The sequence below is a fragment of the Pseudoalteromonas sp. Hal040 genome, from assembly GCF_037162425.1.
Classification (GTDB): Bacteria; Pseudomonadota; Gammaproteobacteria; order Enterobacterales; family Alteromonadaceae; genus Pseudoalteromonas; species Pseudoalteromonas gelatinilytica.
In genome coordinates this window covers 2,815,001-2,839,183 of the sequence record NZ_JARLUU010000001.1, presented here as the reverse complement: position 1 = coordinate 2,839,183, position 24,183 = coordinate 2,815,001, and the positions used below count along the sequence as shown (strand labels likewise).

The following is a 24,183-nucleotide window of genomic DNA, read 5'->3' as shown; positions in this document are numbered from 1 at the left end:
GGTCATGATCCGTGTATATGCACCCGCTTCAATCGGGAATTTTGCTGTCGGCTTTGATGCGCTAGGTGCTGCGCTAGCACCTATTGATGGCACGTTATTAGGTGATGTTGTTGAGGTGAGTGCCGCTGAGCAAGATACTTTTGTTTGCTCTGGCGACTATGCCTATAAACTGCCTGCTAATGCTGAAGAAAACTTGGCTTATCAATGTTTAATTCATTTTAAAGAACACGTTGCGCCGACTATGTCTGCGGTAAAACTTGAACTGAAAAAGAACTTACCAATTGGTTCTGGTTTAGGTTCAAGTGCTTGTTCTGTGGTGGCTGCGTTTGCAGCCCTTGATAAGTTCGCTGAAACGAATTTATCTCAAGAGCAACTTATCGAGTTGATGGCTGATTTTGAAGCTATTGTTAGTGGCGGCCGTCATTACGATAACATCACACCATGTTACTTGGGTGGCTTGCAATTAACTGGTGAACTTATTCCGAACAAGTCAATTTCGTTACCCGTGGATAATCAATGGTATTACGTAGCGGCTTTTCCAGGTTTTTCACTGAATACCGCAAAAGCGCGCTCAGTACTGCCAAAGCAATTATCAATGCATGACAGTGTTGAGTTTGCACAGCGACTTTCTGCGTTTAGTAGTTTATTACTAACAGGTCGCTTTGATGCAGCGCTCTCCATTATGAGTGATGAAATAGCCGAGCCACATCGTGCACCGCTTATTCAAGGCTTTGCAGAAGCTAAAAGTGCTTTACCTGAGTTTGGCGCAGAGATAGTCAGCATTTCGGGGGCTGGGCCAACATTATTTACCGTGTGTAAGAGCCTTGAAGCTGCACAAAAGTGTGCAGCGTGGCTGAATGATAATTACATCAATGAGCAGGGTTTCTGCCACATCTGTCAACTAGATCAGCTTGGCACACGACAGCTTTAAAGAATTTAAGGAATAAACATGCAATTACATAATTTAAAAGATGAAACACAACAGGTGTCGTTTGTTGAAGCGGTAAAAACGGGTTTAGGGCGTAATCAAGGTGTATTCTTCCCTAATAGCCTTACGCCAATTCAAGACATTGATGCGTTACTTGATTTAGACTTTGTTAGCCGTAGCAGCAAGATTTTATCGCACCTTATTGGTGACGAGCTTCCTGCCGATACCGTTGCACAGATGGTGCAAAATGCCTTTAACTTTGATGTGAAATTAGTTGAAGTAGAAAAAGACATTTATTGCCTTGAACTATTTCATGGCCCAACGCTTGCGTTTAAAGACTTTGGCGGCCGTTTTATGGCTGAGTGTCTTGCGCAATTTAATCAGGGCGAAAAAGTCACGATTTTAACGGCTACATCAGGCGATACAGGGGCGGCGGTTGCCCATGCCTTTTATAATAAGCCTAATATCGATGTCGTGATCTTATACCCGAAAGGTAAAATTTCATTAGCGCAGCAAAAACTATTCACTACTTTAGGTAATAACATTCACTGCTATGCGGTTGATGGCAGCTTTGATGATTGCCAAAGTATGGTAAAGCAAGCCTTTTTAGACGATGAAGTTAAACAAAAGCTTGGTCTAAACTCTGCAAACTCAATCAATATTAGTCGTTTAGTTGCACAGGTGTGCTATTACTTTGAAGCGATTGCTCAATTACCAAAAGAGCAACGCAGTAAAGCGCATATCTCAGTACCTAGTGGTAACTTTGGTAATGTGTGCGCTGCAATGATTGGTGCTGTGATTGGTATGCCAGTAGCGAAATTAAGTGCTACAACTAACCAAAACGACACAGTGCCACGTTTCTTACAAAGCAAAGAGTGGGCGCCAAATGACACGCTTGAGTCGTTATCGAACGCTATGGATGTGAGTAAACCGAATAACTGGCCTCGTGTACAATTTATGCTAGATAACGAGTGGTTTAGCTATGATGACTTTTATTCGAGCTGTGTAGGTGAAGAAGAAACAAAAGAGGTGATGAAAAAAATTCATCAAACCGGTTACATCGCAGAGCCTCATACTGCAATTGCTTATCAGGGCTTGAAAGAAAATCTAGCTGGTGGCAGTGCAGGTATCTTTTTAGCGACTGCACACCCAGCTAAATTCAAAGACAGCGTAGAGCAAATTTTAGACATCGAATTGCCTATGCCGAAACCACTGGCAGATGCATTAGCAAAACAGTGTTTAGCAGAAGATATTAAGTTTGATTATCAATTGCTTCGCACTGAGCTGTTAAATAAATTGGCATAACAGCAAGTAAAGAGCGGCTAAGCCGCTCTTTTTAATGAAGCCTTTAATGAAGTAACGAATGACTATGACGGTTTAAAACCCGCATACTTAGAATGACCCCAGCCGCAATACACAGCAAAATGCTGATCACAGAGACGAGTTCATTTTGTGTCCATTGCATCAAAGTGAATGCCGAAATAAAAATGATAAAAGGTTTAAATTCATAGTAATAGCGAAGTTTTTTTTGTTTAACTCGCTGGCTTGAATGATCGGTTCTTCTGGCTTCAGAACGCATCCGCCAAATGTTAGCACCTAATAAAAATAAGATGACACCGATTAATGTAGGCACATAATCATTGGCTAATGTGATACAACTGATGCCGAGAAAGAAGTATCCGTAGGGGACTAATTCGTATATTGGTTTAGCTAACATGAACTTATACCATCCTTGATATTGACCAGTCCTATAAGCTTAGTTTGCCCCTATAAAAACGCAATGTAACAGGGCTATTTTTTGTTGAAATAACATTTTAAAAAGCTATGAAATGTTTTAAATTTATAAATTTTTGTTATGTATCAATAAAAAAATATCATTATTAAAACACTGTGAAATAAATTCAATCCCTGTTTAAATATGTTCATCTTTACAAGATAGGCAAAAGTGCGTTTTAAGCGTACAATACAGCCTTCAAAAAAACACCATACACGTTGCCTTAGGAGACCCCATGTTAGAACGTAGCATGAATATTTCGGATTTCGATCCAGAGTTATTTGCAGCCATCACTAAAGAGACGGCTCGTCAAGAAGAGCACATCGAACTGATCGCGTCTGAAAACTACTGTAGCCCACGCGTACTTGAAGCGCAGGGTTCTCAGCTTACCAACAAATACGCTGAAGGTTACCCAGGCAAACGTTACTATGGCGGTTGTGAGCATGTTGACGTTGTTGAACAACTAGCTATTGACCGTGCAAACGAGTTATTCGGCACTGACTACGCTAACGTTCAACCACATGCGGGTTCACAAGCAAACGCAGCTGTTTTCCAAGCACTTCTTCAGCCACACGATACAGTACTAGGTATGAGCTTAGCTCATGGTGGTCACTTAACTCACGGTTCACACGTTAACTTTTCTGGTAAAACGTACAATGCAATTCAATACGGCCTAAATGAAGAAACAGGCGAAATTGATTACGCTCAAGTTGAAGCACTTGCATTAGAGCACAAGCCAAAAATGATCATCGCTGGTTTCTCAGCATATTCAGGCGTTGTTGACTGGGCTAAATTCCGTGAAATCGCTGATAAAGTAGGTGCATACTTATTCGTAGATATGGCTCACGTTGCTGGTCTTATCGCGGCTGGTGTATACCCAAGCCCAATCCCTCACGCACACGTTGTTACAACAACAACTCACAAAACTTTAGCGGGTCCTCGTGGCGGTCTAATCGTTTCTGCATGTGGTGATGAAGAGATTTACAAAAAGCTAAACAGCGCTGTATTCCCTGGTGGTCAAGGTGGTCCTTTATGCCACATCATCGCTGCTAAAGCGGTTGCTTTCAAAGAAGCATTACAACCAGAATTCAAAGCGTACCAAGCACAAGTTGTTAAGAACGCACAAGCGATGGTTGAAGTACTACAAGAGCGCGGCTACAAGGTTGTTTCTGGTAAAACAGACAACCACTTATTCCTTCTTGACCTAATCGATAAAGATATCACAGGTAAAGATGCTGACGCTGCACTAGGTAACGCAAACATCACTGTTAACAAAAACTCAGTACCAAACGACCCTCGTTCACCGTTCGTAACGTCTGGTCTTCGTATTGGTTCTCCGGCTATTACTCGCCGTGGTTTCAAAGAAGCTGAGTCAAAAGAGCTTGCTGGCTGGATCTGTGACGTACTAGACAACATCAACGATGAGTCTGTACAAGCAGAAGTAAAAGAGAAAGTTAAAGCTATCTGTAAAAAATTACCAGTTTACGCTTAATTACTGGTTAAACCGTAATTAAGATAACAATAGCGTTGTTTTTTGCTATTATAAAGGCCGCTTACTAAGCGGCCTTTTTTTGTTTTTTATAAACGGAAGTTGAACCTTATGCATTGCCCTTTTTGCACAGCAAAAGATACCAAAGTAATTGATTCTCGACTTGTTGGCGGTGGTCATCAAGTGAGACGTCGACGTGAATGTAACGAATGCCATGAGCGCTTTACCACCTTTGAAGGCGCTGAACTTGTGATGCCAAGAGTCATCAAGCAAGATGGTAGCCGCGAACCATTCAATGAAGACAAGTTACTGAATGGCTTGCATCGCGCTTTAGAGAAACGCCCAGTCAGCACAGAGCAGGTCGACGAAGTCGTTAACATCATTAAATCTCAACTTCGTGCCACGGGTGAACGTGAAATCTCTAGCCATTTGATTGGTGAGTGCATCATGGAATCTCTGAAGAAACTCGACAAAGTGGCCTACGTACGCTTTGCTTCGGTTTATCGTTCATTTGAAGATATTCGCGAGTTTGGTGAAGAAATCGCTCGTTTAGGTGATTAATCATGTCATTCACAGAGCTTGATACTGCTTATATGGCGCGTGCCATTGAGCTTGCTAAACACGGCCGTTTTACTACGACACCAAATCCGAATGTTGGCTGTGTACTGGTTAAAGATGGCGAAATAGTCGGTGAAGGCTTTCATCAAATCGCAGGGCAGGGCCATGCTGAAGTGAATGCCTTGGCTGTAGCTGGCGACAACGCAAAAGGCGCCACTGCCTATGTGACTTTAGAGCCTTGTAGTCATTATGGGCGAACTCCGCCTTGTGCCGAAGGTTTAAAAGCCGCGGGTGTTAGCAAGGTGATTGCTGCTATGGTTGACCCAAACCCTGCTGTGAGTGGTCGTGGCCTACAAATTTTAGCCGATGCTGGCATTGAGGTGGCATCTGGTTTACTTGAGCAACAAGCGCGTGATTTAAACAAAGGCTTTTTAAAGCGTATGGAAACTGGATTGCCATATGTAACTTGTAAAATGGCGTGCAGTTTAGATGGTAAAACCGCACTCAATAATGGCCAAAGTAAATGGATAACAGGCCCTAAAGCGCGCCAAGATGTGCAAGCATTTCGTGCGCAAAGCTGTGCTATCTTAACCGGTGCAGACACCGTTATTAGCGATAATGCCAAACTTAATGTTCGTGTTGATGAGTTGCCATTTAGCATGCCAACCTCGTTACCTTTACGCCAACCTACCCGAATCATTATTGACTCACAAAATAGGTTAACGCCTGAGCTTGCGTTATTCAGCATCGAGGGCCCTGTGATAATTTTTACCACGTCGCTTGATAATCAAACTAAGTGGCCTCACTTTGTTAAACACGAAGTAGTGCCAGCAGTTAATAATAAAGTTGATTTATCGGCGGTTTTAAAGCGTCTTGCTGAACTACAATTTAATCATGTTTGGCTCGAAGCAGGTGCGACCCTAGCTGGCGTGTTTGCTGAGCAAGATTTAATTGACGAATACATTGTTTATATTGCCCCTAAGTTAATAGGTGATATGGGCAAAAGCTTACTAAACTTTGCAGAAGTCACCATGATGAGTGATATCACTGAACTGACCTTTACTGATACAGTGATGATTGGTGACGACATCCGCCTAACAGCGGTAAAAGCAAAGCAAGCCACACACATTGAAAATAAAGAGTAGCACTATGTTTACTGGAATTATTGAAGCAACAGGTAAAATTGTTGAACTAACACAAAAGCAAGGTGATCTAGCTATTCGTATTCAAAGCGCTAATTTGGATATGAAAGACGTCAAGCTCGGTGACAGTATTGCCACCAACGGTGTGTGTTTAACGGTTGTCGCTAAACATAGCGATGGTTTTAGTGCTGACTTATCAAACGAAACCATCAGCTTAACTGGGTTTGCTCATTACAAAAAAGGGCAAACAGTTAATCTTGAAAAAGCCATGCAACCTATTTCTCGTTTAGGTGGACACTTAGTGTCAGGCCATGTTGATGGTATTGCGACCGTTGAAAGTATCAGCCCGAATGCTCGTGCAACAGAGTACTGGCTAAGTACAGATAGCGATTTAATGAAATATATTCCGTACAAAGGTTCGGTGTGTATTGATGGCATTAGCTTAACGGTCAACGAGGTCGAGCAAAATCGCTTTAAGTTGACGATTGTTCCGCATACTGCTGAGCAAACTACGATTGCAGAATTTCAGGTGGGGACTCAGGTGAACTTAGAAGTTGACCAGATTGCTCGCTATTTAGAGCGCCTAATAAAAGGGGCCGAACAACCTTCCCGTTCAGACATATCAATGAGCTTGCTCGCACAAGCTGGCTTTATTAAATAAGTAAAGATACGTCACTATTAATCATACTCTCATGGGCACATTATGAATTTACACAGCGCGCAAGAAATTATCGATGACATTAAAGCCGGTAAAATGGTTATTTTAATGGACGATGAAGACAGAGAAAATGAAGGCGATTTAATCATCGCTGCAGAGCACATTAGTGCTGATGCCATCAACTTTATGGCAACACACGGTCGTGGTTTAATTTGTTTAACAATGACACAAGAGCGTTGTCAGCAGTTAGATTTGCCGTTAATGGTGAAAAATAACGGGGCTGCTTTTTCAACTAACTTCACCATGTCGATTGAAGCAGCGAAAGGCGTAACAACGGGTATTTCAGCAGCTGACCGTGCTCGTACAGTGCAAGCGGCCATTGCTAAAGGTGCCGTGCCGAGCGATATTGTACAACCAGGGCATATTTTCCCTATCATGGCGCAGCCAGGTGGCGTGTTAACACGTGCTGGTCATACCGAAGCGGGTTGTGATTTAGCGCGTTTAGCAGGTCTTGAGCCTTCATCTGTGATTGTTGAAATCTTAAATGCAGATGGCACCATGGCTCGTCGCCCAGATCTTGAAATATTTGCTAAAGAGCATGACTTAAAGATTGGCACTATTGCAGATTTAATCGAATACCGAAACTTAAACGAAACCACCATTGAGCGCGTTGCTAAATGTAAACTGCCAACAGATCACGGTGAGTTTGATTTAGTGACCTACAAAGACACTATTGATGGTCAGCTTCACTATGTTTTACAAAAAGGTGAAGTATCGAAAGATGAACCTACGCTAGTACGTGTTCACTTACAAAGCACCTTTAACGACATTTTATTATCAGATAGAAGTGCTGATCGTAGCTGGGGCTTATCAGATGCAATGGCTTATATCGCTGAGCACAGCGGCGTGCTGGTTATTTTAGGTAAGCAAGAATCAACTGAAGACTTAGAAGCAACCGTTAAAGCGTTTGCTGCTGAAGATGCGGGCGAAAATGTCAGTCATCGTAAGTTCCAAGGTACATCGCGTACAGTGGGCGTGGGGTCTCAGATTTTGGCTGATTTAGGTATTGAAAAGATGCGCTTAATGAGCCGTCCTAAGAAGTACCATGCGCTATCTGGTTTCCACTTAGAAGTGGTTGACTACGTTGAGCCGCGCTCTTAATTAGGGAAAACAGATTTTCTAGGCTACTTTTATATTTTTGTGGTATTATGCGCCGTAATTTTTGCGCAATCGCAACCGCTTAAACTTATTTTTTAGGGTTATTAAATGAAAATTATTGAAGGTAACAAATACGCACCGGGCAAAAAATTTGCCATTGTCATTTCTCGCTTTAATGACTTTATTGGTAGCAGCCTATTAGCAGGTGCTGTTGATGAGCTTAAGCGCACAGGTGGCGTATCTGATGACGACATTACTGTTGTTTACGTACCAGGTGCCGTTGAATTACCTTTAGCAGCGAAACGCGTTGCAGCAAAGAAAGAACACGATGCAATCATCGCTTTAGGCGTAGTGATCAGAGGTGGTACCCCACACTTTGATTTAGTCGCTGGCGAATCAAACAAAGGTCTTGCGCAAGTATCTCTTGAGTATGATATCCCGGTTGCATTTGGCGTATTAACCACTGAAAGCATTGAGCAAGCAATTGAGCGCGCAGGTACCAAAATGGGTAATAAAGGCGGCGAAGCTGCTTTAGGCGCGCTTGAAATGGTTAATGTGTTAGACAAAATTTAAGTTTAAGGAATCTCTGTGAAACCAGCAGCAAGACGTAAAGCACGTATCTTAGCACTTCAAGCCGTATACTCTTGGCAGTTAAGCGGTAACCCAATTGCTGATATTGAACAGCAAATGTTAATTGAAAATGATGTGACTAAGATCGACGTCGAATATTTCAAAGACCTAGCACGCGGTGTTGTTGTTAACTGTAAGCAATTAGATGAAATCGTTGCGCCACATTTAGCACGCCCAGCAGATGAGTTAGACATGGTCGAAAAAGCAATTTTACGTCTGTCTGCCTATGAGCTGAAATTCCGTGAAGACGTACCTTACAAAGTGGCAATCAATGAAGGCATTGAGCTTGCGAAGATGTTTGGTGCTGAAGACAGCCATAAGTTTGTCAACGGTGTACTTGATAAAGCAGTGAAAGACCTGCGTAAGTAAGTAGCCCCGTAAAGGAGAGCCGGCTTGGGCCGGCTTTTTTGTGTATGAAGGAATTTGAATTAATCAATCGTTACTTTAAGGGGCGTGGCATTATTCGCCGTGATGTGAACCTAGGTATTGGTGACGATTGTGCCTTAGTAACTGTGCCTGAAAACTGTCAATTGGCGGTAACAACAGACACCTTAGTTGCGGGCGTACACTTTTTTGATGACATCTCTGCGCGTGCCCTTGGGCATCGGGCGTTAGCTGTTAATTTAAGTGATCTTGCGGCAATGGGCGCTGAACCTACGTGGATTTCGGTTGGCTTAACCTTGCCTGAGGTAAATATAGAGTGGCTTGAAGAGTTCACTGAAGGTATGCATGAAATTGCAGAGTACTTCAATGTGCAAATCATTGGTGGTGATACCACCCAAGGCCCTTTAACCATTACAATCTGCGCTAAAGGCATTGTGCCTGAAGGCAAAGCACTACGCCGTAGCGGTGCTAAAGTTGGCGATTGGATTTATGTAACAGGCCCATTAGGTGATGCTGGTGTAGCTATTGAAGCCCGTAAACAAGACCTTGATATTGCCCCTGAACATTTAAGCTATTTAAATAATCGCTTTGATTATCCGACGCCACGTGTAGCTGCGGGTCAGGTTTTGCGAGGCGCGGCCTCTGCGGCTATCGATATTTCTGATGGCTTGTTGGCAGATTTAGGCCATATTTTAGCGCTATCGCAAGTTAGTGCGGTGATCAATGTCGATAAAGTGCCTGTTTCTGATGCATTAAATTCGTCGATTCCACGTGCTGAGCAATTTGACTATATCCTAAATTATGGTGACGACTATGAGTTGCTGTTTACTGTGCCTGAAAGCAATAAAAGCATGGTTGATATGAAATTACGCCAATATGGTGTTGAAGCAAGTTGTGTTGGGCAAATTAAAAGTGGCGAAGGTGAGATTGAGCTATTACTTGATGGTGAAAAGTTTAACTATCAAGGTAAGGGCTTTCAGCACTTCGCGAAGGAGCCGGTTTGAGCAGTAACCGTTTATTCAATTTAAAACGCCCGCACCAATTTTTTGGTTTGGGTTTTGGCTTAGGCCTTGCCCCTAAAGCGCCTGGCACCTTTGGTACTTTTGCTGCTTTGCCATTTATTTTCACCACGATGTACTTTCCACTGTGGTTACAGATTGTGTTTGCAATCGTGATCAGCGTGTTTGGTATTTGGGCATGTGGTAAAACAGCAGATGACTTAGGGGTACATGATCATCCAGCCATTGTTTGGGATGAAGTTGCTGGTTATTATATCACCATGATTGGTGCTGCATTGAGTTGGCAGTCACTGTTGGTGGGTTTTTTATTGTTCCGCTTTTTTGATATCGCTAAACCAGGTCCTATCCGAATTTTAGATAGACGCTTACACGGTGGCTTGGGCATCATGGCTGATGATATTTTAGCAGGTATTTTTTCATTAATTTGTGTTCAAGCCTTGTTTAAAGCAGGCTATTTGCCTTTTTAAACGATGAGTTAAGTGTTACTTGGTGGCAAGTATATGATGCGATTTCTAGTTGTCTGTTTGTTGGTGTTTTGCAGCATGCCTGCGTTTGCATCTATCACAGAGTATGTGGTCAAACAGTGGAACATCCAAAATGGCTTGCCATCGCAATCTTTAAAAAGCATTGCTCAAGATGAGCAAGGCTATATGTGGCTGGGTACTCAGTTTGGCTTAAGCCGTTTTGATGGTAACACCTTCACTAACTTCAATACGCAAAACAGCGACTTCCTACCAAGTAATGGTATTAATAAACTATTAGTCGATAGCACAGGGTTACTGTGGGTTGGTACCAAAAATGGCTTGGTTACCCTTGATCCTAAAACCATGATGTCGCAAACCTTTAACGTTAAAGGTCCGGTTCGCGATATTCTCGAAGACTCCAAAGGCAGCATCTGGATTGCGGCCAACGGCCTTTATTATGTTGCTCGAAATCAAGTCACACTCAATCAAAACTCAGCGTTAATCGTACCGGTATCTAATGCCACTGCAATTACGCAAATTGTTGGTTCGGTGAGTCAAATGGCATTGTCACCAGAAGGCATTTGGCTGGTCAATGAGCGCCATTTATTGCGTTTAACCAATACTTCATCTGACTTTGCTAAATTACGATTAGAGCTTACTGCCAAGGTTTCATTACCTGAGCGTTTAGCACAAACCATTATTCATGATATGGCGTGGCTTGAAGGTAACTTATACCTTGCCTCAGAGCTGGGTGCCTACTTTCTTGATTTAGATGACGAGCTGCGTCCATTCCCACTGCCCAATGCGAGTAACTCTGCCGTTTATAAATTTATGAGTGACTCCGATGGGGCGCTATGGATTTCGACCTACGGCCGACTGTTATTTCGTGATAACTCAGGGGATTGGCAATGGGTTGAGCCAAGCCAGCTCGATCAAAGCATTTGGTTTGCCGATATTTTCCGTGACAATCAAAATAACATTTGGCTGGCAAGCTTCAGTGAAGGCTTATGGCTTGCTCACGAGGGGCGTATTGAACGTCACTCAGCTATCTCAAATATGACCGAAGCGGTGATGGCGATTAGCCAAGCACCTGATGGCAAATTATGGGTAGCTAACCGCGCCGGTGTTGGCTACTTCGATTACAACAAGAATTTTGTAAATCAAATTCCGAGTAATCAATTTGGTCGAGCTGCGGTACACGACTTACAATTTGATGGTGATCGTTTGTACATCGCAACAGGCCGCGGTGTGTTTTATTACGAAAACCAAAACTTGTATACGGTGCCAGGGCGAGCACTGCGCGATAACCCAGTATTCGCAATTAGCCGTTCTAGCAAAGGCGGTTTTTGGCTCGGTACAGGCCGCGGAATGTATCGCTTAAGTTATGGTGGTTTAACACCTTTTGCATACAATGCCTTCTTAAGTAGTAAATTTATTACCTACGTTCTGGATGAGCAAAACTTTGGCCTAATTGGTACCAGTAAAGGGGCGTATTACTTTACCGACCGCGGTATTGAAAAAATTGGCGACCAAACCAGCTTAGAAAGTGCTTACGTCACCAGTATTTTGAATATTGAAGGGGTGGGAATATTAATTGGCTCACTTAACGATGGTTTATTTTATCGCAGTACCAAAGGCCAATGGCGTCAGTTAGATGCGACCGATGGTCTACCTTATGGCTCTATTTTTAGTCTGGTTTACGATAAGCAATTAAAACGTATCTGGGTCAGCACCATGAAAGGCGTATACCGCATGCCGGTAGAGCAGTTTGGTACAGATATCGAGAGCTTAAAAGTAGAACAAGTGATTTCATCGTTTGACCGCCAACTAGATGGTAAAGCCAGTCAGTGTTGTGCCGGCCTTGGCCACGATGCTGTAGCAGACACGGGTAACTCTATTTGGTACCCAAGCTTACAAGGTGTGGTAGAAATACCTAAGAGCGTTGAGCTTTTTGGTGTTCAAGCACTTAAGCCACGTATTGAAAGCTTGATCACGCCGCTTCGTCATTTAAGTACCGCAACCTTAGGTGATAAACCACAGCTGCAAATTGATGAACGCGATGTAACGTTAAAATACACCGCGATTGACTATTATGCCCCTTCAAGTATCGAGTTCCGCTACCGTTTAAGTGGCTTAGACAGTGATTGGCGTTATGCCAATACTCGTCGTGAGGCAATTTATACTAACTTACCGCCGGGGTCGTTTTTATTCCAACTTGAAGCAAAGCGTCGTGGTGAAGATTGGCAAAAAGCACGTCGTACTGAGTACAGCTTTGTAGTACCGCGCCGTTTTGATGAGACTATTTATTTTAGACTCTTGATCACCAGTAGCTTTATTTTACTGTTCTACCTTGTATTTTGGGTATTTAGAGCGCAAGAGAAACGTAAGCAATTAGCGCTTGAAAGCTTAGTAACAGAACGAACCGTAGAGCTTCGAGAAGCCAACGATAAGCTTAACCAAGTGAATTCACAGCTTAAGTTAGTTAGTCACTCAGATGAGCTTACAGGGTTACGTAGTCGCCGCTTCTTGTTTGATCAGCTCCCTAAAGATATCGAACACTTCCAGCGTAACTCGCAGTCATTGCAAGCGCAGGGTAAGTCGCTAGTGCTATTAATAATTAACTTTGATAACTTCAGCCGCATTAATGATGCGTATGGCCCCCTTGCTGGCGATAGCTGTTTACAACAAATGGCGACTTTATTGAATAGTCGTACTCAAGGTTCTGACTATGTTGCGCGTTGGAGTGGTGATGAGTTTTTACTCTTACTACGTGACTTCAAACGCACAGCGATAGACAATTATGTGGCCGATTTATGTGAAGCAATTGCAGCAAACCCATTTAGATTACCGAATGGAGAATCGACCACCATTACTGCGTCGATTGGCTGGTCTTTCTACCCATTACCTTTACTGGGTGGCCAAGTTATTGGTTGGGAAACCTCAGTTAACCTAGCTGATATTGCACTGCATCAAGTGAAAAAGCGCGGTGGCGATGGTGTAGCAAACATTACCTTTGACGAGCAATTAGATGCCTTTGAGTTCGAGCAAAGCAACAATGTTGACCAGCAGCTTAGTGCACTACAAGCTAATGGCCTAGCCGATATTAAAATTTGGATGCGCTAGCGTTTCTATTGGTATTAAAAAAGGAGCCTTAAGGCTCCTTTTTTGTGAATGCTGTTTGGCTTAAGCCATGAACTCTTTGATGCGAGTTAAGATACCATTTGCATCTAGGCCCATTTCGGCGTGCATTTCATCTTGCGTACCATGCTTAATGAACTCATCTGGAATACCTAAGTTTAAGATAGTCACATCCGCTTTGATTGCAGCTAAGTATTCATTAACAGCAGAACCTGCACCGCCTGCAATGGCGTTGTCTTCTAAGGTAACAATCACATTATGGCTGCCGAGTAAGTCACTGATAGCGTCAGTATCAAGAGGTTTGATAAAGCGCATATCAATGACTGTTGCGTTAAGCGCTTCTGCAGCTACTTTGGCGTTCTCTAGCAGCGTACCGAACGACAAGATCGCCACTTTGCTACCTTGTTTGATGCTTCTCGCTTTACCAATTTCAATCGCACTCATGGTTGATTCAACCTCACATGTGCCTGCACTACCACGCGGGTAACGAACAGCGACAGGTTGATTGCATTGGTAACCAGTGTAAAGCATTTGACGGCACTCGTTCGTGTCGCTTGGTGCCATGATAACCATATTAGGAATACAGCGCATAAAGCTTAAGTCATAAGCACCTTGGTGAGTTTCACCATCAGCACCAACAATACCAGCACGGTCAATAGCAAATAAAACAGGTAAGTTTTGTAATGCTACATCGTGGATAAGTTGATCGTACGCACGTTGTAAAAAGCTTGAATAAATAGCAACAACAGGCTTCAAACCTTCACATGCAAAGCCAGCAGCAAGCGTTACAGCATGTTGCTCTGCAATCGCCACATCAAAGTATTGCGCAGGGTACTCTTTAGAAAAACGTACCATGCCTGAGCCTTCACGCATCGCTGGGGTAATTGCCATTAGCTTGTCGTCTTGTGCTGCCATATCACATAACCAGTCACCAAACACATTTGAGAATGTGGCAGCGCCTGGTTTTGATTTTGGTAATTTTGACATGCTCGGATCAAATTTTGGTACGCCATGGTAACCAATTGGATCCGCTTCAGCTGGTTTATAACCTTTACCTTTTTGCGTTTTAATATGCAGTAACTGCGGGCCTTTAAGGTTACGCATATTACGTAAGGTATCAACCAACATATTTACATCATGACCATCAATTGGGCCGATGTAGTTTAGGCCTAATTCTTCAAAGAACGTGCCTGGAATGACCATACCTTTTAAGTGTTCTTCCATGCGGCTAGCAAGTTCTTTCACTGGCGGTAAACCTGAAAGCAGCTTTTTACTGCCTTCACGAATATTGGTGTAGAAACTACCAGATAAAATACGAGCAAAGTGATTATTTAGTGCACCTACGTTTTCTGAAATCGACATTTCATTATCGTTTAAGATAATTAACACGTTAGGGTTTACATCACCCATGTGATTCATCGCTTCAAATGCCATACCCGCCGTAATCGCACCATCGCCAATAACCGCTACAGTTTTACGATCTTTACCTTCTTTTTCAGCGGCAATGGCCATGCCTAAGGCAGCCGAAATAGAGGTGCTCGAATGGCCTACACTGAAAGTGTCGTAAGGGCTTTCTTCACGGAATGGGAAAGGGTGCAAACCGTCTTTTTGACGAATAGTATGCATTTGGTCACGGCGACCCGTTAAGATTTTGTGCGGGTATGCTTGATGACCCACATCCCATACTAAACGATCTTCAGGAGTGTTATAAACATAATGCAACGCAACGGTTAGTTCAACAGTGCCTAAACCTGATGCTAAGTGACCACTACTTTGCGAAACCGAGTTAAGTAGGTATTCGCGTAACTCTTTACTAAACGCAGGTAACTTGTCTTGCGCTAAATCACGCAGTTGTGCTGGTTCGTCAACCAAACTTAATAATGGATACTTGCTACTATCAAGTGTCATGATTTTTTATACATCCTTCGCTAACCAGAGTGCATTATAGCCCATTGCTGCTCTGATTTTTTAGTTATTTTGTCTTTCTTTTGTAGGCATTAATAATTACGTTCAACGATATAGCTTGCAAGGCTCGCCAGTTCGCTGGTGTCGTAATCAATTGCCTCAAGAGCTTGATGAGCTTGAGCCAGTAAATCTTGTGCTTTTTGCTTTGCGCCAGCCATACCTAATAATGCAGGGTAAGTTGCTTTATTAGCTGCAATATCTGAACCTTGTGGTTTACCCAATGTTTCAGTATCAGCTTCTACATCAAGGATATCGTCTTGTACCTGAAAAGCCAGTCCTATTGCTTGGCCAAATAGGTTTAATTGCGCGAGGGTATGCTCATCGCAATTTTTAGCACACAACGCACCAAGTGTAATTGCGCAATTAAGTAATGCGCCTGTTTTTAGCTGGTGAATGCGCTCCAGCTGTTCAACAGTAATTTGTTTATCGGTCGCTTCGATATCCAGTGCTTGTCCACCTACCATACCCTCAATACCTGAGGCTTTGCTTAACGAGGCTATCATTTTTACTTGTTGCGTAGCTGAAACTGCAAATTGATGGTTGGCGATTAAATCAAATGCCAGTGTTTGTAATGCATCTCCGGCAAGTATTGCTTGCGCTTCCCCGTAAACAATATGACAGGTAGGACGGCCACGTCTTAAGTCATCATCATCCATGGCAGGTAGGTCATCATGGACTAATGAGTAGCTATGAATACACTCAATAGCAGCGGCAAGAATATCAAGATCGGCTTTGTCTGCGCCCATCATTCGGCCAGTTGCATAAACAAGGTAAGGACGTAAGCGCTTACCACCATTTAAAACCCCATAATGCGTGGCTTCTTTGATGGTTTTTTCGGTATTAAGTGGTCGTTCGAAATAGCGATTTAAATGTGCTTCAACGTCTTCTCGAGCGCGTTGTAGTTGTTCTTTTAATTGCACTTAATTAGTCCAGATTTGAATCAAAATTGCTAAGAGGCGCTTGGCTATCGTTGCCCATTAATATGGCAACCTTTTGTTCGGCTTGTTGTAACTTACCAGATGAAGCATTTGCCAACGCAATGCCGCGTTCAAACTGTTTGAGTGACTGCTCTAGCGACAGTTCACCTTGCTCCATTTGTGCAACAATTTGAGATAATTCATCCAGTGCTTCTTCAAAGCTTAAGTTTTCTGGTTTCTTTGTTGCCATTGTGGCCTCGATAGCTGTTAGAAAGTGAGGCCAATTTTAGGGGGAATGCTAAACTAGGTCAAAGAATGATGTGTTTTTTTACGCATAATCCATTTTCAATATGCTATTTTTACGGTTTTAGATACAGCTTAAACTTGTAGCTTAAAAATCTTACATTAAAATAAAATTAATTCATTTAATGATTTAAGTATTTCAATTGCTTGCCGATAAGCAGTTAATAATAAAAATTTGATGCCTATGGGTGTCGTGTAATTGTTGCTCTGGAGGGGTATGTGGATTTAGCAACCATAATAGGTATTCTTGGTGCCATAGGCTTAATTGCTATGTCGATGGTGTTAAGTAGTGACGGCCAAGTTGCAATGTTTTACAACACGCCTTCGGTGGTCATTGTATTTGGTGGTTCGATTTTTATCGTATTATCGAATTTCACTATGGGGCAATTTTTGGGCATTGGTAAGGTCGCTGCAAAAGCCTTTATGTTCAAAATTGAATCGCCAGAAGAATTAATCGAAAAAGCAGTAGAATTAGCTGACTCAGCACGTAAAGGTGGTTTCTTAGCATTAGAAGAAGCCGAAATCCCAAACGGCTTTATGCGTAAAGGGGTTGATATGTTAGTGGATGGCCATGATGCTGATGTGGTACGAGCTACACTGCAAAAAGATATTTCCCTTACTGCTACTCGCCATGAAATTGGTGCAGGCTTATTTAAGTCCCTCGCCGATATCGCTCCAGCGATGGGGATGATCGGTACACTGATCGGTCTGGTTGCTATGTTATCAAACATGGATGACCCAAAAGCAATCGGTCCTGCAATGGCGGTTGCTCTTTTAACAACACTTTATGGTGCTTTCTTAGCAAACGTTGTTGCTATTCCTATTCAGGTAAAACTAGAGCTGCGTAAAGACGAGGAAGCGCTTAACCAACGCTTAATTCTCGACGCAGTACTGGGTATTCAAGATGGTCAAAACCCGAAAGTGATTGAAGGTATCTTGAAAAACTACTTAGCCGAATCAAAACGTAAAGTTGATACCGAGGAGTAGGGTATGTCTGATCAAGAGTGCAAATGCCCACCTCCTGGCTTACCTGCTTGGATGGGAACTTTCGCAGATTTAATGTCACTATTAATGTGCTTCTTTGTACTCTTACTAGCCTTCTCGGAAATGGATGTACTGAAGTTCAAGCAAATTGCCGGCTCTATGAAGTTTGCTTTCGGTGTACAAAATAAAATAGAAGTAAAAGATATTCCTAAAGGAACCTCAGTCATTGCCATGGAGTTCACGCCTGGTAAGCCTGAACCCACTCCAATTGAAACGATTCAACAACAAACCGTAGAAATGACGCAGCAAATGCTTGAGTTTCAGGCCGGCGACGAAAGCTCTGCCGGTGGTCGACAAGAACAGCGCGGTAACAAGCGTGGTGGTGAGTCTCAAAGTACGGCTCAGCAACAAGCCTTGGAACAGTCAATTTCTGCGGCTGATCAAGAACAAACAAATGAACTTGTTAAGAAAATTGCCCAGCAGCTAGAACAGCAAATAATGGATGGGGCGATTGAGCTTGAGTCATTAGGTCAACAAATTATTATTCGCATTCGAGAAAATGGTTCGTTCCCGTCTGGCAGTGCATTTTTACAACCAAAATTTAAACCGATTATTCGTGATATTGCCACGTTGTTAAAAGATGTGCCGGGCGAAATTACCGTGTCAGGACACACTGATGATTTCCAAGTATCGAATGAGCTTTACACGAATAACTGGGATTTATCATCAAAACGCGCAGTGGCAGTCGCCAGTGAAATGGAAAAAGCCCCGGGCTTTGATAAGTCACGAATGGTCGTGGTAGGGCATGCTGAAACACGGCCCCTTGTACCTAATGTGACTGATGAAGATCGTAAACGAAATCGCCGTGTTGAAATCTCTATCATGCAAGGTAAAGCACACGAATCTGACCCTATTGATGTAAGGCCGTAAATCAATTAAAGTGAAACTTCATTAACACATGTAATGGAGTATAAAAATGAAAAAAGTTGATAAGTACAGCTATATGCCAGGTAATGGCGGCGGTGGCGATGACAATGATGATGGTAAAACACAAGGCGATTAACTTTGCCTCATTGGATTGACTCTGTCATTGTGACATTGGATCATAGCTGGGTGTTCATTCTGAGCCCGGCTATTTTTGTATTTTATCTTCGCAAAGATTGGCCTGCATTTTACTTTGCTGTTATCACAGCCGCTTTCTTCCTATACGGAACTCTTATTTATTCAGCTTTAAAAGCATTTGATGATATTTATGTGTGGCGCTATGTTGTTTGGGCGTTTAATGATATTGCTTGGATGGCTGTGATTGCCTACTTAGGTATTAAAGATAAAGTCTATTTATGGCAAAGTGCTTTGGGGCAACTTGTTGTTATAATGGCGCCCATTTTGCAATTGTTTCGTTTAGTCGACCGCCACCTATGGGATTTATCGTACAGCACTTATATGTATAAAACGCTATTGCCTTTAATCAACGTTGGTACAGTGGTTGTCTGTTATCTACCCCTCATTTACCTTTTTACTCGACGTAGCCCGCAGACGTAAGTCATTCCTTAGTTAAAATTCTTGTGCTAGACTACTGTTTATAAAAACAGTATTTAGTGTTGCGTTATGAAACTTTACATTGCCGAAAAACCGTCCTTGGCGCGAGCCATTGCAGATGCATTGCCTAAACCACAAAAAAAACAGGATGGTTATATAGAGCTTGCTAATGGTGATTGTGTTTCTTGGTGTATTGGTCATTTGCTTGAACAAGCAGAGCCAGATGATTACGATGCAAGTTTTAAAAAGTGGCAATTTGAGCACTTACCTATCGTGCCAGAACAATGGCAATTAAAACCTAAAGCAAAAACACGCAAACAACTTACTGTATTAAAAAAGCTAATTAAGCAGGCAAACATAATTGTTCATGCTGGCGACCCTGATCGCGAAGGCCAGTTATTGGTTGATGAGGTAATTGAACAGGTCAGATTAAGCCAAGCTAAAAAACAGCAAATTCAACGACTATTAATCAGCGACTTAAACTTAAGTGCAGTGAAAAAAGCACTGAATAACTTAAAGTCGAATCGCGATTTTATTCCCTTGAGTGTATCTGCTTTAGCTCGCTCACGTGCAGATTGGCTATTTGGCATGAATTTAACTCGCGCTTATACGCTTGCTGGGCAAAAAGCTGGATTTGGTAATGTGTTATCAGTAGGTCGTGTCCAAACACCTATTTTAGGTTTAGTCGTTAATCGTGATAATGAAATAGCTAACTTTGTAGCGAAACCTTTTTATGAAGTATTAGCTCATCTTGAAACTCAGCATCAAGCATTTTCTGCAAAGTGGCAGCCAAGTAAAGCATGTGAACCTTATCAAGATGAGGAAGGGCGGGTATTACATAGAGGGCTTGCTGAAAATGTTGTGTCACGCATAACTAATCAACCAGCTAAAGTGGTTGAGCTTGAACAAAAGCAAAAAAAGCAACAAGCGCCACTGCCTTATAACTTATCAGCTTTACAAATTGATGCGGCAAAGGCGTTTTCAATGCCAGCACAAAAGGTGCTAGATACCTGTCAAAGCTTGTATGAGCGTCATAAGTTAATTACGTATCCTCGTTCAGATAACCGCTATTTACCAAAAGAGCATCATAGAGATGCAGCGAGGATTATTGCCGCCATCACTAATAATGAAGGTCAAGTAAGTGAAGCTTGCAAGCAAGCCGATATGAGTAAGCGGAGTAAATGTTTTAATGACAGCAAGGTTGCAGCTCACCACGCTATTGTTCCTACCGAAAAACAACTTCGCTCAGCATCATTAAATAGTGATGAACAAAAAATCTATCGGTTGATCTGTCGTCATTATTTAATTCAGTTTTATCCAGACTATGTATTTAACGAAACCAAAGTCACAGTCGAAATTGCGGGTGGGCTTTTTAAAGCTGCGGCTAAGCAAGATGTTAGCTTAGGCTTCAAAACATTAATGGGTAAAACCGAGTTAAAAGATGAGCAGACCTTACCGCCACTTGAAAAAGGTCAGCAGCTGCATTGTAATCAAGGTGACGTGGTAGATAAAATGACAACACCGCCAGCACACTTTACTGATGCGACCTTATTAAGTGCTATGACAGGCATCAGCCGCTATGTGAAAGACCCTGAAATTAAAAAGATCCTTAAAGAAACTGATGGCTTAGGCACTGAGGCTACACGGGCAGGTATTCTTGAGCTTTTATTCAAGCGCCGCTTTTTGGAACGTCAGGGTAAAAACATTCTAGCTACCGCAACAGGTAAAGCTCTCATAAGTACATTACCAGAGCAGCTTGCTAGCCCCGACTTAACAGCTAAGTGGGAAGCGTCGTTAGGGAATATAGCTGAGCAACATATGAGTTATCAGCAGTTTTTAACGCCATTACTAGCAGAGCTGCATGCTTTAGTTGAGCAAGCCAAGCAGTGCGACAGCCAAGTATTCGGCCAATTACCAAAAACGCCGCAAAAGCGACGTTTTAAAAGAAAAGCAAAGCCTAGAGCCAAGTCAGCCTAAACTATTTTTTGTTGAATAGGGCAACCGCGGCATTACTCATTGCTGTAATCCCAGTAGGGAGCGCCTTCTTGTAATCAGGCGCAAACTTACTTGAGTGTAATGAAGGTAATGTTGCGCCTGATTGCATTGCTGCATCATATTGACTCGGTTCAACACCACCTAACCAAAACAAAGTAATTGGTACGTGCTGCTCTGTACGACCATAAAGACCAAAGTCTTCACCAGCCATTACAGCTTCAGTTTCAAGTACATTCTCTTCACCAATAGCGTTAGCAATTGCTGAACGCACTAGGTTGGTTTGAGCTGGATTATTATAAGTTGAAGGAATTGATTCGTCTTCATGTACATAGACTTCAGGTGCTAAGCTTTCATCAAGGCCAGCACTTAATGCTATGCCTTTAGAAATTCGTTTAATCGCCGCGATTTGTTGTAAACGAACTTCAGGGTTATAACTGCGCAGTGTAAGTTGTAGTTTTACTTCATCCGAAATGACATTGTGTTTAGAGCCACCGTGAATTGAGCCAACAGTAATAACTGACGGTTCTAATGGTGACAATTCGCGGCTCGTAATTGTTTGTAGTGCTAATACAATGCGCGAAGCAATCACAACAGGGTCTATTGTTGTATGAGGATAGGCACCGTGACCGCCTTTACCCTTTACAGTAATATCAACAGAGTCAACACTTGCCATCGTATATTCAGTTTTCATACTGACTTTACCAGCTTGAACACTCGCACTTACATGTAACCCAATAACATGGTCTGGGGTAGGGTACTTAGTAAAGAGCCCTTCTCTAAGCATTGCTTTTGCACCACCGCCTACTTCCTCTGCGGGTTGTGCGACCATCATTAGTGTACCTTGCCACTGATCTTTGTGGGTCATTAACTGTTGTGCTGTGCCAATAAATGAACTCATGTGAATATCATGACCACAACCATGCATTACGCCAACAGTTGCACCCGTATCATTAGTGACTGTTACTTTAGAAGCGTAAGGCTTACCGGTTTGTTCAACAATTGGTAATCCGTCAGTATCAGTGCGGATCATAATTGTAGGGCCATCACCATTTTCATAAATCCCAACAACGCCGTAACCCCCTACATTATCTGTAACAGTAAAGCCTAGTTGTTTTAATTGCTTTGCTATCTTTTGGCCTGTTTGTTTTTCGTGGTACGACAGTTCAGGAGATTGATGCAAGTCTAAATAGAGCTTTTCAATCTCAGGCATAGTTTGTTGAAGGTTTAAATCTAGTGTTGTTGCTTGTGCGAATGGACTAAGAAGTAATAAAGCTGCAGAAATAGCAGATAATTTCATAATGACCTCGACCTGTGGGACTTGTAATTGTTATGTTTGCCACTATATAAAAACCTAAATACTTATATAGTGCAATCAATCAAATGAATAATATGATAAATCTTACCCCGCAAAATTTGCAGCAAGCTTTGGGTGAAACATCCGCTGAAAAATTAGTGTTACTTACTTTTTACTCTGCGCAAAACCCTGAGTGTCATCAACAAGCTGCTATTTTAGAAAAAATCGCACATGAATATGGTGAGCATTTATTGGTAGCAACATTAGATTGTGATATTGAGCAAGCTCTTGCTGGGCAACTTGCTCAACAAATTGGTTTGCAAGCATTACCAACGCTTGTGATGTTAAAAGATTCTGCACCTGTCGATATGTTACCGGGTGCTCAAACAGAACAGCAAATTCGTGATGCCCTTGCAAAACATTTACCAGCACAGCACGAGTTATTATTAGAGCAAGCTAAACAAGCGTTAATTAATCAAGATTTAAATAATGCCTTTAATTATGCAAAGCAAGCTTACGAGTTAGATCCAAGCCATACGCGTGTAAAGTTAGTTTTAGCTGATATCTGTATTCAAATTCATAAATTAGAAGATGCACAAGCATTATTAGATTCGGTTGCAGAAAATGAACGTGATGCGTATTTCACAAATATTCAAGCAAAATGTGAACAAGCATTAGCTGCAACAGATTCACCAGAAATAAAAGCACTGCAAGATAAAGTTGAAAAATACCCAAATGATTTAGAGATAAAAGTAGAACTAAGTAATGCGCTTAATAGTGCGGGTCGTAAAGAAGAAGCTTTAGAGATGTTATTTAATATACTTAAAAAAGATCTTAACTACGCAGATGCAAAACCAACCTATCTAGAGATTATCGCTTCTTTACCTGATGGCGATGCCTTGGCATCTAAGTATCGCCGTAAGTTATATAGTATCTTGTACTAATTCAGAGTTGATTGATAAAAGCGCCATTAAAAATAGTGGCGCTTTTTTTATTTAAAAACTTGCGTATTACCTAATTTCGATAATACTTAAGATCCTCTCGAGAAAAGTTGACTGTATTTTGTACAGTAAACTGTGTTTTTTACTGCTTTTAGCTTGTTTTTTGCGCGAAAGGTAAGTTTTTAGTAGTTTTCTACAAAAAGTGCTTGCGTTAATTCTTCGCATCCCTATAATGCGCATCCACTGACACGGCGGGCAGCAATGAAAAGCGCTGAACAAAGTGACAGAGAGTTAAGTAAAACTTCGGTTTAAAACGGTCTAAAAAGAAAGTTTGAAATTAAGTGTTGACTCGAAAAATTAAGGATGTATTATACGCATCCCTAGCGACAACGTCGCAACGTTCTTTAACAATATAAAGCAATCATCTGTGTGGGCACTCGTGCAGATTGAGTTCTAACAGCGAAGCTTAGTTTACTAAGTAACGCAAACAAATTTAGAGTCTCAATTGAACTGAGTGACCAACGGAAACAAGTTTACTTGTTTCAGCACAGTCAATTCGATATCGAAAGATATCAAAATTCAGAATTCATTGAGCACGAAACTTCGGTTTCAAAAAAACTTTTAATTGAAGAGTTTGATCATGGCTCAGATTGAACGCTGGCGGCAGGCCTAACACATGCAAGTCGAGCGGTAACAGAGAGTAGCTTGCTACTCTGCTGACGAGCGGCGGACGGGTGAGTAATGCTTGGGAATATGCCTTATGGTGGGGGACAACAGTTGGAAACGACTGCTAATACCGCATGATGTCTACGGACCAAAGTGGGGGACCTTCGGGCCTCACGCCATAAGATTAGCCCAAGTGGGATTAGCTAGTTGGTGAGGTAATGGCTCACCAAGGCGACG

General features: G+C 42.2%; 22 protein-coding genes and 1 rRNA gene (1 of these 23 running past the window's edge). 18 read left to right on the top strand and 5 right to left on the bottom strand.

The genetic code is table 11. From position 1 onward, the window contains the following. Positions 1 to 4 precede the first annotated feature (4 nt). Entirely contained in the window at positions 5 to 931 is a 927-nt protein-coding gene (gene thrB, locus P4S60_RS13200) for a homoserine kinase (protein WP_337116232.1), read from the top strand. Between the two features lie 18 nt (positions 932 to 949). Beyond that, positions 950 to 2,233 (top strand): threonine synthase, encoded by a 1,284-nt coding sequence (gene thrC, locus P4S60_RS13195; protein ID WP_337116231.1) that lies wholly within the window; start codon positions 950 to 952, stop codon positions 2,231 to 2,233. Between the two features lie 43 nt (positions 2,234 to 2,276). Here the strand turns inward: thrC and P4S60_RS13190 are convergent, their stop codons facing one another. After that, a complete protein-coding gene (locus P4S60_RS13190; RefSeq protein ID WP_063702240.1) occupies positions 2,277 to 2,645 on the bottom strand; it encodes a hypothetical protein in 369 nt (122 codons plus the stop codon). Between the two features lie 292 nt (positions 2,646 to 2,937). Between P4S60_RS13190 and glyA the strand changes: the two genes are divergently transcribed. The 10 genes from glyA (at position 2,938) to P4S60_RS13140 (ending at position 13,327) form a co-directional block, all read left to right on the top strand. Continuing rightward, the gene (glyA, locus tag P4S60_RS13185; RefSeq protein WP_063702242.1) at positions 2,938 to 4,194 is read left to right on the top strand and encodes a serine hydroxymethyltransferase; all 1,257 of its coding nucleotides are present in this window, start codon (positions 2,938 to 2,940) and stop codon (positions 4,192 to 4,194) included. A gap of 108 nt (positions 4,195 to 4,302) precedes the next feature. Continuing rightward, positions 4,303 to 4,752: a transcriptional regulator NrdR gene (gene nrdR, locus P4S60_RS13180; protein ID WP_054552576.1), complete on the top strand. Its 450-nt coding sequence runs from the start codon at positions 4,303 to 4,305 to the stop codon at positions 4,750 to 4,752. Positions 4,753 to 4,754: 2 nt separating this feature from the next. Further along, positions 4,755 to 5,894, top strand: coding sequence for a bifunctional diaminohydroxyphosphoribosylaminopyrimidine deaminase/5-amino-6-(5-phosphoribosylamino)uracil reductase RibD (gene ribD / locus P4S60_RS13175; protein ID WP_337116229.1), 1,140 nt, complete (start codon positions 4,755 to 4,757; stop codon positions 5,892 to 5,894). A gap of 4 nt (positions 5,895 to 5,898) precedes the next feature. Then, positions 5,899 to 6,552 (top strand): riboflavin synthase, encoded by a 654-nt coding sequence (locus tag P4S60_RS13170; RefSeq protein ID WP_063702246.1) that lies wholly within the window; start codon positions 5,899 to 5,901, stop codon positions 6,550 to 6,552. 42 nt (positions 6,553 to 6,594) lie between these two features. Next, positions 6,595 to 7,710: a bifunctional 3,4-dihydroxy-2-butanone-4-phosphate synthase/GTP cyclohydrolase II gene (gene ribBA / locus P4S60_RS13165; RefSeq protein WP_337116227.1), complete on the top strand. Its 1,116-nt coding sequence runs from the start codon at positions 6,595 to 6,597 to the stop codon at positions 7,708 to 7,710. Between the two features lie 105 nt (positions 7,711 to 7,815). Continuing rightward, complete coding sequence (gene ribH / locus P4S60_RS13160; RefSeq protein ID WP_036966328.1) at positions 7,816 to 8,280, top strand: 6,7-dimethyl-8-ribityllumazine synthase; 465 nt, start codon at positions 7,816 to 7,818, stop codon at positions 8,278 to 8,280. Positions 8,281 to 8,295: 15 nt separating this feature from the next. Then, a complete protein-coding gene (gene nusB, locus P4S60_RS13155; RefSeq protein ID WP_105180229.1) occupies positions 8,296 to 8,706 on the top strand; it encodes a transcription antitermination factor NusB in 411 nt (136 codons plus the stop codon). A gap of 44 nt (positions 8,707 to 8,750) precedes the next feature. After that, positions 8,751 to 9,725 (top strand): thiamine-phosphate kinase, encoded by a 975-nt coding sequence (thiL, locus tag P4S60_RS13150; RefSeq protein ID WP_337116226.1) that lies wholly within the window; start codon positions 8,751 to 8,753, stop codon positions 9,723 to 9,725. Then, positions 9,722 to 10,207 (top strand): phosphatidylglycerophosphatase A family protein, encoded by a 486-nt coding sequence (locus P4S60_RS13145; RefSeq protein ID WP_054562659.1) that lies wholly within the window; start codon positions 9,722 to 9,724, stop codon positions 10,205 to 10,207. Before thiL ends, P4S60_RS13145 begins: the two co-directional genes overlap by 4 nt. 33 nt (positions 10,208 to 10,240) lie before the next feature. After that, complete coding sequence (locus P4S60_RS13140; protein ID WP_337116225.1) at positions 10,241 to 13,327, top strand: diguanylate cyclase domain-containing protein; 3,087 nt, start codon at positions 10,241 to 10,243, stop codon at positions 13,325 to 13,327. 60 nt (positions 13,328 to 13,387) lie between these two features. Here the strand turns inward: P4S60_RS13140 and dxs are convergent, their stop codons facing one another. The 3 genes from dxs to xseB form a co-directional block, all read right to left on the bottom strand. Continuing rightward, positions 13,388 to 15,250 carry a 1-deoxy-D-xylulose-5-phosphate synthase gene (dxs, locus tag P4S60_RS13135; RefSeq protein WP_337116224.1) on the bottom strand — a complete coding sequence of 621 codons (1,863 nt, stop codon included), beginning with the start codon at positions 15,248 to 15,250 and terminating at the stop codon, positions 13,388 to 13,390. A gap of 89 nt (positions 15,251 to 15,339) precedes the next feature. Then, positions 15,340 to 16,227 carry a (2E,6E)-farnesyl diphosphate synthase gene (gene ispA / locus P4S60_RS13130; protein WP_063702262.1) on the bottom strand — a complete coding sequence of 296 codons (888 nt, stop codon included), beginning with the start codon at positions 16,225 to 16,227 and terminating at the stop codon, positions 15,340 to 15,342. A 4-nt stretch (positions 16,228 to 16,231) separates the two neighbouring features. Continuing rightward, complete coding sequence (gene xseB, locus P4S60_RS13125) at positions 16,232 to 16,474, bottom strand: exodeoxyribonuclease VII small subunit (RefSeq protein WP_054552565.1); 243 nt, start codon at positions 16,472 to 16,474, stop codon at positions 16,232 to 16,234. A gap of 272 nt (positions 16,475 to 16,746) precedes the next feature. On the opposite strand from xseB, the gene pomA reads away from it, so the two are divergent. The 4 genes from pomA (at position 16,747) to P4S60_RS13105 (ending at position 21,027) form a co-directional block, all read left to right on the top strand. Next, entirely contained in the window at positions 16,747 to 17,514 is a 768-nt protein-coding gene (gene pomA / locus P4S60_RS13120; protein ID WP_063702264.1) for a flagellar motor protein PomA, read from the top strand. A gap of 3 nt (positions 17,515 to 17,517) precedes the next feature. Continuing rightward, on the top strand, positions 17,518 to 18,441 hold the full coding sequence (locus P4S60_RS13115) for a flagellar motor protein MotB (protein ID WP_063702266.1): 924 nt from the start codon (positions 17,518 to 17,520) through the stop codon (positions 18,439 to 18,441). A 135-nt stretch (positions 18,442 to 18,576) separates the two neighbouring features. Continuing rightward, on the top strand, positions 18,577 to 19,053 hold the full coding sequence (locus P4S60_RS13110; RefSeq protein WP_188731011.1) for a hypothetical protein: 477 nt from the start codon (positions 18,577 to 18,579) through the stop codon (positions 19,051 to 19,053). Between the two features lie 66 nt (positions 19,054 to 19,119). Next, positions 19,120 to 21,027: a DNA topoisomerase III gene (locus tag P4S60_RS13105; RefSeq protein ID WP_337116222.1), complete on the top strand. Its 1,908-nt coding sequence runs from the start codon at positions 19,120 to 19,122 to the stop codon at positions 21,025 to 21,027. Position 21,028: 1 nt separating this feature from the next. Here P4S60_RS13105 and P4S60_RS13100 read toward each other — a convergent pair whose 3' ends face one another. Then, on the bottom strand, positions 21,029 to 22,342 hold the full coding sequence (locus P4S60_RS13100) for a M20 metallopeptidase family protein (RefSeq protein WP_337116221.1): 1,314 nt from the start codon (positions 22,340 to 22,342) through the stop codon (positions 21,029 to 21,031). 83 nt (positions 22,343 to 22,425) lie between these two features. On the opposite strand from P4S60_RS13100, the gene P4S60_RS13095 reads away from it, so the two are divergent. Beyond that, positions 22,426 to 23,283: a tetratricopeptide repeat protein gene (locus P4S60_RS13095; protein ID WP_337116220.1), complete on the top strand. Its 858-nt coding sequence runs from the start codon at positions 22,426 to 22,428 to the stop codon at positions 23,281 to 23,283. A gap of 619 nt (positions 23,284 to 23,902) precedes the next feature. Beyond that, positions 23,903 to 24,183: ribosomal RNA gene (locus P4S60_RS13090) — 16S ribosomal RNA — on the top strand; it runs 1,260 nt beyond the window's last position.

Excerpts from the sequence above, each read along its gene's own strand:
- thiL (WP_337116226.1), top strand. The coding sequence starts at position 8,751 with ATGAAGGAATTTGAATTAATCAATCGTTACTTTAAGGGGCGTGGCATT.
- P4S60_RS13100 (WP_337116221.1), bottom strand. The coding sequence starts at position 22,342 with ATGAAATTATCTGCTATTTCTGCAGCTTTATTACTTCTTAGTCCATTC.
- thrB (WP_337116232.1), top strand. The coding sequence starts at position 5 with ATGATCCGTGTATATGCACCCGCTTCAATCGGGAATTTTGCTGTCGGC.
- P4S60_RS13170 (WP_063702246.1), top strand. The coding sequence starts at position 5,899 with ATGTTTACTGGAATTATTGAAGCAACAGGTAAAATTGTTGAACTAACA.
- thrC (WP_337116231.1), top strand. The coding sequence starts at position 950 with ATGCAATTACATAATTTAAAAGATGAAACACAACAGGTGTCGTTTGTT.
- P4S60_RS13105 (WP_337116222.1), top strand. The coding sequence starts at position 19,120 with ATGAAACTTTACATTGCCGAAAAACCGTCCTTGGCGCGAGCCATTGCA.
- dxs (WP_337116224.1), bottom strand. The coding sequence starts at position 15,250 with ATGACACTTGATAGTAGCAAGTATCCATTATTAAGTTTGGTTGACGAA.
- xseB (WP_054552565.1), bottom strand. The coding sequence starts at position 16,474 with ATGGCAACAAAGAAACCAGAAAACTTAAGCTTTGAAGAAGCACTGGAT.
- ribD (WP_337116229.1), top strand. The coding sequence starts at position 4,755 with ATGTCATTCACAGAGCTTGATACTGCTTATATGGCGCGTGCCATTGAG.
- P4S60_RS13095 (WP_337116220.1), top strand. The coding sequence starts at position 22,426 with ATGAATAATATGATAAATCTTACCCCGCAAAATTTGCAGCAAGCTTTG.
- glyA (WP_063702242.1), top strand. The coding sequence starts at position 2,938 with ATGTTAGAACGTAGCATGAATATTTCGGATTTCGATCCAGAGTTATTT.
- nrdR (WP_054552576.1), top strand. The coding sequence starts at position 4,303 with ATGCATTGCCCTTTTTGCACAGCAAAAGATACCAAAGTAATTGATTCT.
- P4S60_RS13140 (WP_337116225.1), top strand. The coding sequence starts at position 10,241 with ATGATGCGATTTCTAGTTGTCTGTTTGTTGGTGTTTTGCAGCATGCCT.
- P4S60_RS13115 (WP_063702266.1), top strand. The coding sequence starts at position 17,518 with ATGTCTGATCAAGAGTGCAAATGCCCACCTCCTGGCTTACCTGCTTGG.
- P4S60_RS13190 (WP_063702240.1), bottom strand. The coding sequence starts at position 2,645 with ATGTTAGCTAAACCAATATACGAATTAGTCCCCTACGGATACTTCTTT.
- ribH (WP_036966328.1), top strand. The coding sequence starts at position 7,816 with ATGAAAATTATTGAAGGTAACAAATACGCACCGGGCAAAAAATTTGCC.
- ribBA (WP_337116227.1), top strand. The coding sequence starts at position 6,595 with ATGAATTTACACAGCGCGCAAGAAATTATCGATGACATTAAAGCCGGT.